Annotated in this window: 8 protein-coding genes; all 8 read right to left on the bottom strand. The window is 63.9% G+C overall.

Annotated features, from left to right (window positions below; translation table 11 throughout):
- Positions 1–199: 199 nt before the first annotated feature.
- Positions 200–757, bottom strand: coding sequence for an ABC-type transport auxiliary lipoprotein family protein (locus KBT70_RS04950; RefSeq protein WP_296629418.1), 558 nt, complete (start codon positions 755–757; stop codon positions 200–202).
- A 5-nt stretch (positions 758–762) separates the two neighbouring features.
- On the bottom strand, positions 763–2,856 hold the full coding sequence (locus KBT70_RS04945; protein ID WP_296629417.1) for an MlaD family protein: 2,094 nt from the start codon (positions 2,854–2,856) through the stop codon (positions 763–765).
- Complete coding sequence (locus KBT70_RS04940; protein ID WP_296629416.1) at positions 2,853–3,479, bottom strand: paraquat-inducible protein A; 627 nt, start codon at positions 3,477–3,479, stop codon at positions 2,853–2,855. The genes KBT70_RS04945 and KBT70_RS04940 overlap by 4 nt, the downstream gene beginning before the upstream one ends.
- Positions 3,476–4,102 carry a paraquat-inducible protein A gene (locus tag KBT70_RS04935; protein ID WP_296629415.1) on the bottom strand — a complete coding sequence of 209 codons (627 nt, stop codon included), beginning with the start codon at positions 4,100–4,102 and terminating at the stop codon, positions 3,476–3,478. The genes KBT70_RS04940 and KBT70_RS04935 overlap by 4 nt, the downstream gene beginning before the upstream one ends.
- On the bottom strand, positions 4,099–5,433 hold the full coding sequence (locus KBT70_RS04930) for a lytic murein transglycosylase (RefSeq protein ID WP_296629414.1): 1,335 nt from the start codon (positions 5,431–5,433) through the stop codon (positions 4,099–4,101). Before KBT70_RS04930 ends, KBT70_RS04935 begins: the two co-directional genes overlap by 4 nt.
- 167 nt (positions 5,434–5,600) lie before the next feature.
- Positions 5,601–7,766 (bottom strand): catalase/peroxidase HPI, encoded by a 2,166-nt coding sequence (katG, locus tag KBT70_RS04925; protein ID WP_296629413.1) that lies wholly within the window; start codon positions 7,764–7,766, stop codon positions 5,601–5,603.
- Between the two features lie 159 nt (positions 7,767–7,925).
- Positions 7,926–8,345, bottom strand: coding sequence for a PaaI family thioesterase (locus KBT70_RS04920; RefSeq protein ID WP_296629412.1), 420 nt, complete (start codon positions 8,343–8,345; stop codon positions 7,926–7,928).
- A partial coding sequence (locus KBT70_RS04915; protein WP_296629411.1) for a phosphotransferase occupies positions 8,342–8,821 on the bottom strand: 480 nt, incomplete at its 5' end. The genes KBT70_RS04920 and KBT70_RS04915, both read right to left, overlap by 4 nt.

The following is an 8,821-nucleotide window of genomic DNA, read 5'->3' as shown; positions in this document are numbered from 1 at the left end:
AGCTGGCCGAGGCCGCGCCCGTGACAGGGGGCATCGCGCTGGAACTCGTGAGCCTTGATGGCGAGACTTTGCCAAAGGGTCCGCGCGCGGGGCGCGGCAAACCGCCCAAACGCAAACTGGGCAGCGCCAAGCGCAAGGCTGCGGTTGATCGCCGCAAGGCCGAGCGTAAGCGGCGTTAGAAGAGCGGGAGCGGGCGCGCTCAGCGCAGCCCGTCGCGGGCAATGGCCAAGGCAAGATCCCGCACCGCCTGACCGCGCGCGGCAGCGATGGCGGTGGCACCCGAATCTAGAGGCACCGGCACGCTCAGATCAAAGAGTTGCGCCCGCGCCCGACCAGTCTCGGACGACACGAAATATTGCCCCGCAAGGCGGAATATGCCGCCCTCTTGCGCCAGCATTTCTTCGACCCGCACCTCGACCTGCGCCTCGGGAAAGCCGCCAAAGGGCCAAGGCTCTGACGCGACCCTTGCGCCCGTGATTTGCGCCAGATGGCGGCTGAGTTCGAGCGTAATCGCGCGCGCCGGATCATCGGCCCAGAAGAGGCCCGGTTGGGTGCGCAAGACGCCCAAAGCATCCGAGAGATAGATGTCCTCGCCCGCCGCGTAACCCGGCAAGGACACCTCGCGCAGCGCGACCGAGGCAAAGGCGATCCGCTGTTTGGTCTCGACCGGTGCGCGCGGCACGGTCAGGCGCTGTTCGGGGACAGAGGTGCAGGCGGCAAGGGCAGCCAGCAGCAGGAGGGCGGAAAATCTCTTCATTCTCATCATCTTCCCAACAGCAAGGAATTCGGATTGCGTTCAATCGCACGCGCCAAGGATGACACGGCACGGGCGGCGCGTTCAACCTCGCGCATCGCAGCGCGGGCATCGCGGCCCACGCCATTGTCGGCGGCATAGCCCGCCAGCGTGCCGCGCGCCTGTGCCAGCACGGCCTCGGCCTCGGCGATAAGACCCGGCAGATCACGCCCTGCCTCGGCAAAGGTATCCGCCGCGTCGCGGGCAGAGCCAAGGGCCGCGGTCGCATTCTCGACCACGCCGCCTTCGCGCAATTGCGCCAGCACGCTGCGCAATTCGTCAAGGGTGGCGTTCAGTGTGCCGGGTAGCGCCTGCGCGCCCTCTCCGGCGATCAGCGCGTCCGCGCTGCGAATGAGCGCGGTCAACTCTGCCGCCAAGGCGTCAATCTCGACGCTCTCGGCCTTTTGCGCCACGGCATCCAGCCGCGCGACAAGGTCTGGCACGCCACTGACCGCATCGCTCACCCCTTGCGAGGCCGCAGAGGCATCGCTGAGCGCGGCACTCAGCTTGGTTGCCAGTGCCTCTTGTGCGATTTGCGCGACCAGCGTTTCCATCTCGGTCAGCACCGCATCAAGCCGCGCGGGCAGGGCCTGAACCTCTGGCGCGCCGATCACGCCGCGCGCCTCGTCCAGCAAAGCGTTGACATTGCCCGGCACGGCGCGGGTATCGCTGCTCGAGACAAGGGCATTGGCGTTCTGCATGAGCGTGATCGCTTCGGCCATCACGTCCTCGATGGGCAGGGCGTTGATCCGCTCGAAGACGCCAGTCGCGGTGGCGGACACATCGGCGATCTCGCTTTCGGTGGTGGGCAGCAGCAGGCCGCCATCCTCCATCGTTTCGATCTGGGCCGGGGGGGCATCGGGGACGTCGACCAGTTCGATCTTGAGCCCGCCCGTCAGAAGCGAGGCCGAGGCCAAGCGCGCGCGCAGCCCTCCTGCGACGCTTTCGTGCAGATACTCCAAAGCCGTTTCGCGCCCTGCGCCGCCCTCGAGCCCCAGCCGTCCGGGGCGTATCGCCAGATCAACCAAAAGCCGCACGCGCCCGTCGCCAAATCTATCCTCATCCACCACCCCATTGAGTGCGCTCACTTGACCGATGCGCAGCCCATTCCATTCCACCGGGGCATCGACGCTGAGGCCGGCAATATTATCCTCGAACACGGCGGAAAGCGTCAGGATTTCGCTGTCGTCCCCGCGAAAAAGGCTGGCACGGGCGGCGGATTCCTCGGGGTAGACCGTATAGTCGTCCCCAGCCTGTGCTGCGGTGCCGCCGGAAATCATCGTCTCGAAGGTGACGCCACCCGATACGAGGGCCGCCACGGATGAAAAATCGAGCTGCGCGCCCGCAGGCCCCAGCGAAAAGGAAAACCCGGACGTGTCCCAGAACCGCGTGGCGCTGTTGATCAGCCGATCATGCGGCGCAAAGATCAGCGCTTCGGCCTCTGCCGAGGCCCCATCGGCGGTGATGCGTGGCCGCCCGATGCGTCCCACTTCGATCCCGCGATAGACCACCGGCGCACCCTCGACCAACGAGGCACGTCCCTGCGCGCGCAGCATCAGGCGCAGACCGTCCTGTCCCACACGCTCCAGCGGGGCATCGGGCAGGCCGGTAATCTGCGTGACCGCTGCACCGGGGCTGTTGTCCCACAGCCCTTCGATATAAACGCCCGACAGCACCGTCCCAAGGCCAGTCACGCCGCGCGCCGTGACTTGGGGGCGAACCACCCAAAATTGCGCGTCGCGGTCGATATAGGGGGCCACCTCTTGATCCACGCGGACCTTGACCAGCACGCGGTCCAACTCGGGCGCAAAGCTCACGTCTTCGACCATCCCGACGGTGACATCGCGATAGCGCAATTCGGTTGTCCCCGCCCGCACGCCCGACGCGTTCTCAAACGAAATCTCAAGGAGCGGCCCACGTTCGGCATAGGCCTGCCATGCGACGCCCAACACCACAAGCAGCGCTGCCAAGGGCACGAGCCAGATCACCGAAACGCGGTCGATCAGGCTGCGCCCGGCAGGGGTGATGGGGGGCTCTGGCGGCGGCATTTCGGTTTGGGTCACAGTTGGCGGTCCTCTTGGTCGTCAGGCGGGCGGGCGCTGTCCCAGATCATGCGGCTATCAAAACTCTGGGCTGAAAGCATGGTGAAAATCACCGAAAGGGCAAAAAACAGGCTGGCGCGCCCCGGTGTGATCGTGGCCAACGCCTGTAATTGCACCAATGACGACAGGATCGCCACGACGAATACGTCGATCATCGACCAGCGGCCGATATATTCCACCACCTCGTAAAGCAGATGTCGCCGCGCCTGCGACAGGCGCGAGCCGCGCCAGACACCAAAGGCCAGACCGGCCAGCACGATGAACTTGGCAACCGGGATCACCACGCTGGCCACCAGAATGATGAACGCGACCCCCCAGTTGCCATGCTGTGCCAATGTCACGGCACCGCCCACGATGGTGTCGGACTGCGTGCTGACCAGCGTGCGCGTCTCGAGCATCGGGTAGAGATTGGCGGGGATATAACACCCAAGACCCAAGAGCCACCACGCCCAGACCTTTTGCAAGGCCATGGGATCGCGGGAATGCAAGGCGCTGCCACAGCGCGGACAGAGCGGCGTGCCAAGAGGGGCCACGACCATGCAGCGGGTGCAACCTACCAGCCCCATGTCGCGCGCGGTTCTCATTGATCCAGCGAGGCCCAGATCGAATAGCGGCACATCAGGCTATCGGTCGCCACCACCAGCACCACCAGCACCGCGAACATCCACGCCGCCGGACCAAAGGCCACATCGGCCAGATCGCTCAGCTTGACCAAGGCAACGGCGCAGCCGATGGCGAAAATCTCGGCCATGGACCACGGCACGAGCCCCTCGGAGAGGCGAAAGGCAGGCCGCGCCAAGGGCGCAGGCGGGCGGTCACGGATGATGGGCACCAGCACATAGATCAGCAAGAGCAGGCGCAGCGCCGGGATCACCACGATAAAGAAAAGCACCGCCACCGCCAGCACCGACAGCCCACCCTCGAACACGAACGCCGCTTGCAGGATCGACGCGTCATGGTGCATCCCGCCCGCCCCGATGGACAGAAACGGAAAGAGCACCGCCGCCACGATCAGGATCAGCACCGTCATCGCCAGGGCGATCAACTGCTTGCCCGCCTTGCGCCGGGGCGCGATCAGAACCCTGTGGCAGCGCGCGCAGATGGCGCGTTGCCGCATCGCCACCTTGGGCGCTGTATAGACCAGATCGCAGGTCGGGCAGCAGATGAGGCCCGCCAGATCGTGCTGTGCCTCGGCCTGCACGCTCACGAGCGTTTGAGCAGCGCCAGCAGTTCCTGCGACGGCAGGCCGTCTGGCGTCACCCCCACGGATTGCTGAAAGGCGCGAATTGCGTTGATCGTGTTGGGGCCCATGATGCCGTCGATCTTTTCGATGGCGAAACCCTTGCGCTGCAGGCGGCGCTGCATTTCCATTCTTTCGTCAAAGGACAGCGGGTTATAGCCGCGCGGCCAGGCCCCCCGGATTTCAGGCCCGCCACCGATCCGGTCCGACAGATGCCCCACGCCAAGCGCGTAGGCATCGGAATTGTTGTAGCGCTTGATCACGCCGAAATTGTCAAAGACCATGAAGGCCGGACCCTGAAGCCCTGCAGGAAGCAGGATCGAGGCATTGCCGTAATCGCGCACCGCACGGCCATCCATGCCGACCACGCCTTGTGCCGCCCATTGTGACGGCAGGCGCTTGGCCTTGGCCGCCCCGGCGCTGAAGCCACGCGGCACTTGCACTTCGACACCCCAAGGCTGGCCCTTGGTCCAGCCAAAGCGTTTCAGATAGGCGGCGGTCGAGGCGAGGGCATCAGTGGGGTCGTCCGACCAGATGTCGCGCTTGCCATCACCGGTGAAATCCACCGCATAGGCAAGGTAAGAGGTGGGCATGAACTGCGTATGCCCCATGGCCCCCGCCCATGACCCTTTCATGTTCTCTGGCGTCACATCGCCCGATTGCAGAATCTGCAAGGCGGCGATGAGCTGTTTTTCAAAGAACGCACCGCGCCGCCCGTCATAGGCCAGCGTTGCCAGCGACTGAATCAGCGGCAGATCGCCCAGCCGTTCGCCATAGGTGCTCTCCATCCCCCAGACGGCGGCGACCACCTCTTTCTCCACGCCGTAATGCGCCTCGATCCGCTCGAGTGCGCGGCGCTGCTTGCGCAGCGCCTCTTGCCCGTTGTTGACCCGGACGGGCGAGACAGCGCTGTCGAGGTAATCCCAGATCTCGCGTTTGAATTCCGACTGGTTACGGTCCTTGGACACGATCTCGGCATTAAAGGTCACGCCGCGAAAGGCGCGGTCAAACACCTGACCGCTGATCCCCTGCGACAAGGCGCGGCCCCGGAAACCTGCAACCCAAGTGTCGAACCGGGGATTGGCGTTGACCGGCACGATGGCGGTCTCTGACACACCAGCAGGGCGCATCTGGGGCCGGAGGCTGCGCACCGGCACGTCGATGGCAACAATCACCGCCGCCGTGATGAGACCCGAACCGGGCCGCATCTGAGGACGCAACGATTGCTCGACCGCCCCGGCCAGCACCGGCTGTGCCCCGATCAGAAAGCTCAATAGTCCTAGATATACCGCTCGCATGGCCCGGCCCCTTTGTTGTGTGGCTCTCGCCCTAGAATAGCCCGATTGTTTCCGAATCAAAAGCGATCTCGGGGCGCGCGCGCGCCGGATTGCCGATTTCCCGGCTGCAAAAGGAAAAGGCGCGGCGATGTCTCGCCGCGCCTCCGTGGTCGTCGTGTCAAACGGGATCAGGCCAGATCGAAGCGGTCCGCGTTCATCACCTTGGTCCATGCGGCGACGAAATCGCGCACGAATTTTTCGGGGGCGTCGTCCTGTGCATAGATCTCGGCATAGGCGCGCAGGATGGAGTTGGACCCGAACACCAGATCGACGCGGGTGGCGGTGTGTTTCACCGCGCCCGACTTGCGATCCACGATGTTGTAGGTGCCATCGCCATTCGGCTCCCACTTGTAGCTCATGTCGGTGAGCGTGGTGAAGAAGTCGGTCGTCAGTGCGCCTACCTTGTTGGTAAAGACGCCATGCGCCGTGCCGCCGTGGTTGGTACCCAAAACCCGCATGCCGCCGATGAGGCAGGTCATCTCATGTGCGCTGAGGCCCATGAGCTGTGCTCGGTCGAGCAGCATTTCCTCGGGAGCGACGATGTAATCTTTCTTGAGCCAGTTGCGGAAACCATCGGCCAGCGGTTCCAACGGGCCGAAGGACTCTGCATCGGTCATCTCCGCAGTCGCGTCGCCGCGACCGGGAGCAAAGGGCACCTCGATATCGAAACCTGCGGCTTTGACCGCCTGTTCGATCCCGACATTGCCCGCCAGAACGATCACATCAGCCACGCTTGCGCCGGTCTCTGCCGCGATGGGCTCGAGCGCGGCCAGCACCTGCGCCAGACGGGCAGGCTCGTTGCCCTCCCAATCCTTTTGCGGGGCCAGACGGATGCGTGCGCCATTGGCACCGCCACGCAGGTCGGAGTTGCGGAAAGTGCGTGCACTGTCCCATGCCGTCGCGACCATGTCGGACAGGCTCAGACCGCTTGCGGCGATCTTGGCCTTGACGGCGGCGACATCGTAGCCGGTCGTGCCCGCCGGGATCGGGTCTTGCCAGATCAGATCCTCTTGCGGGGCATCCGGGCCAATGTAGCGGGTCCGGGGGCCCAGATCACGGTGGGTCAGCTTGAACCATGCGCGACCAAAGCAATCCTCGAAATAGGCCTGGTCCGCCATGAACTTTTCGCAGATGGCGCGATAGGTCGGGTCCATCTTCATCGCCATGTCGGCATCGGTCATCATCGGCATGACGCGCTTGGTCTGGTCGGTCGGATCGACCGGCATGTCCTCTTCCTTGATGTCGATGGGCCGCCATTGCTGCGCGCCAGCCGGGGATTTGGTGAGTTCCCAGTCATAGCCGAACAGCAGCTTGAAATAGCCCATGTCCCATTTGGTCGGGTGTGTGGTCCACGCGCCCTCGATGCCCGAGGTCACGGCATTGGTAGCCTTGCCGCCGAGGTTGGGGTTGACCCAGCCAAAGCCCTGATTTTCCACATCTGCCGCTTCCGGCTCTGCGCCCAAGGCGGAAGCGTCGCCATTGCCATGCGCCTTGCCGACTGTGTGGCCGCCGCAGGTCAGGGCTGCGGTTTCTTCGTCATTCATGGCCATGCGGGCAAAGGTTTCGCGCACCTGACCGGCGGTCGCCAGCGGGTCGGGTTTGCCGTTGACGCCTTCGGGATTCACATAGATCAGGCCCATTTGCACGGCGGCAAGGGGGTTCTCCATGGTGGCCGGGTTCTCGACGCTCTCATAGCGGCTGTCCGAAGGGGCCAGCCATTCCTTCTCCGCGCCCCAGTAGGTGTCTTTCTCGGGATGCCAGATGTCTTCGCGACCGAACGAGAAGCCAAAGGTTTTCAGGCCCATCGACTCATAAGCCATGTTGCCCGCGAGCAGGATCAGGTCGGCCCAGCTCAGCTTGTTGCCGTATTTCTTCTTGACCGGCCAGAGCAGGCGACGCGCCTTGTCGAGGTTGCCATTGTCCGGCCAGCTGTTCAGGGGCGCAAAGCGGATGTTGCCATGACCACCGCCACCACGCCCATCGGCCAGACGATAAGAGCCGGCCGAGTGCCATGCCAGACGGATCATCAGACCGCCGTAATGGCCCCAGTCGGCAGGCCACCACTCTTGGCTGTCGGTCATCAGCGCCTTGACGTCGGCCTTGACGGCCTCGAAGTCGAGGGTCTTGACCTCTTCGGCATAGTTGAAGTCTGCGCCGAGCGGATTGGTTTTCTGGTCATGCTGATGCAGGATGTCGAGATTGAGGGATTTGGGCCACCAATCCATGACGCTGGTGCCAGTTTCGGTCACGCTGCCGTGCATGACTGGGCATTTGCCAATGTTGTTGCCGTCCATTTTCGTCTCCTACCTGATGCGTTGTCGTTGGTGGGTGGTCTGGATGCGCCGCTGAGAATGCGACCGATTCCATGGGCCACGCGCGTTATCCTCGGGCGGTCTAACAGATGTTTTCAATAATTAATAATTGGATTTACTAAACGTAACCATAACCCATGGTTATTGTGCGTGATCCCGCCGCAGGCGAAATACGCCGGTGCCGGTGGCGATGAGGGTTCCATTATCATCGCGCACCACGCCTTCTGCGAAATAGGTGGATTTGCCGCCGCCCGTGCGCCGCGCCTCGGCAATCAGCCGCGCGCCGGTGGCCTGCCCCAGATAATTGACCGTCAGCGACAGGGTGAGCGCCATCTGCTGCCGTGCCGGGTCGCCAGTGTAACACCCGGCAAAGCCCATGGCGGTATCGAGCAGGGTGGCGTGAATGCCGCCATGTGGCAGGCCCTGACGGTTCATCAGGAACGGCTCCAACGGCAGGTCCAGCCGCGCAAAGCCTTCGGACCAGCCAATCAGGCGATACCCAAGATGGGTTTGCAACGCCGAGGGTGCTTCGAGCAGGTTCGGGTCAAGGTCTTGGGTCATGTCTTGTCCTTAGTCGCGCGTAGGCCCGCGCGGGCAAATTCGGGCACATAGCCCCCGAGGCGCAGGCCGCGTGCGGGGTCAGAGGCATTGCCATCCAGCGCACGTTTCTTGACGCCTTGCAGAATGGCCGCCATGCGGAAATAGCTGAAGGCGAGGTAGAAATGGAACCCCTCGATCGGGGCAATCCCGCGCCGGTCGCAATAACGGGCGATAAACTCCGCATCTGACCAGAGACCAAGTGCTGCGCGGTCAACACCCGATAGACCGCGTCCCTCTGCGGTGGCGGGCATCGACCATTGCATGATCACGGCGGCAAGGTCGGCGTAGGGGTGGCCGAGCGTGGAAAGCTCCCAGTCGAGCACAGCGACACAGGCGGTGCCCTCGAGTTCAAAGAGCAGATTGTCGAGCCGGTAGTCGCCATGCACCAGCGTGCGTTGCCCGTCATCGTCGGGAATATGCGCATCGAGCCACGCCAT

It is taken from the genome of Roseovarius sp., assembly GCF_018066915.1.
GTDB lineage: Bacteria > Pseudomonadota > Alphaproteobacteria > Rhodobacterales > Rhodobacteraceae > Roseovarius.
The sequence above is the reverse complement of the archived record's forward strand: the minus strand, read 5'-3'. Positions and strand labels throughout refer to the sequence as shown.

Coding starts and splice junctions, on each gene's coding strand:
- KBT70_RS04950 (WP_296629418.1), bottom strand. CDS start 757: ATGAAGAGATTTTCCGCCCTCCTGCTGCTGGCTGCCCTTGCCGCCTGC.
- KBT70_RS04940 (WP_296629416.1), bottom strand. CDS start 3,479: ATGAGAACCGCGCGCGACATGGGGCTGGTAGGTTGCACCCGCTGCATG.
- KBT70_RS04930 (WP_296629414.1), bottom strand. CDS start 5,433: ATGCGAGCGGTATATCTAGGACTATTGAGCTTTCTGATCGGGGCACAG.
- katG (WP_296629413.1), bottom strand. CDS start 7,766: ATGGACGGCAACAACATTGGCAAATGCCCAGTCATGCACGGCAGCGTG.
- KBT70_RS04920 (WP_296629412.1), bottom strand. CDS start 8,345: ATGACCCAAGACCTTGACCCGAACCTGCTCGAAGCACCCTCGGCGTTG.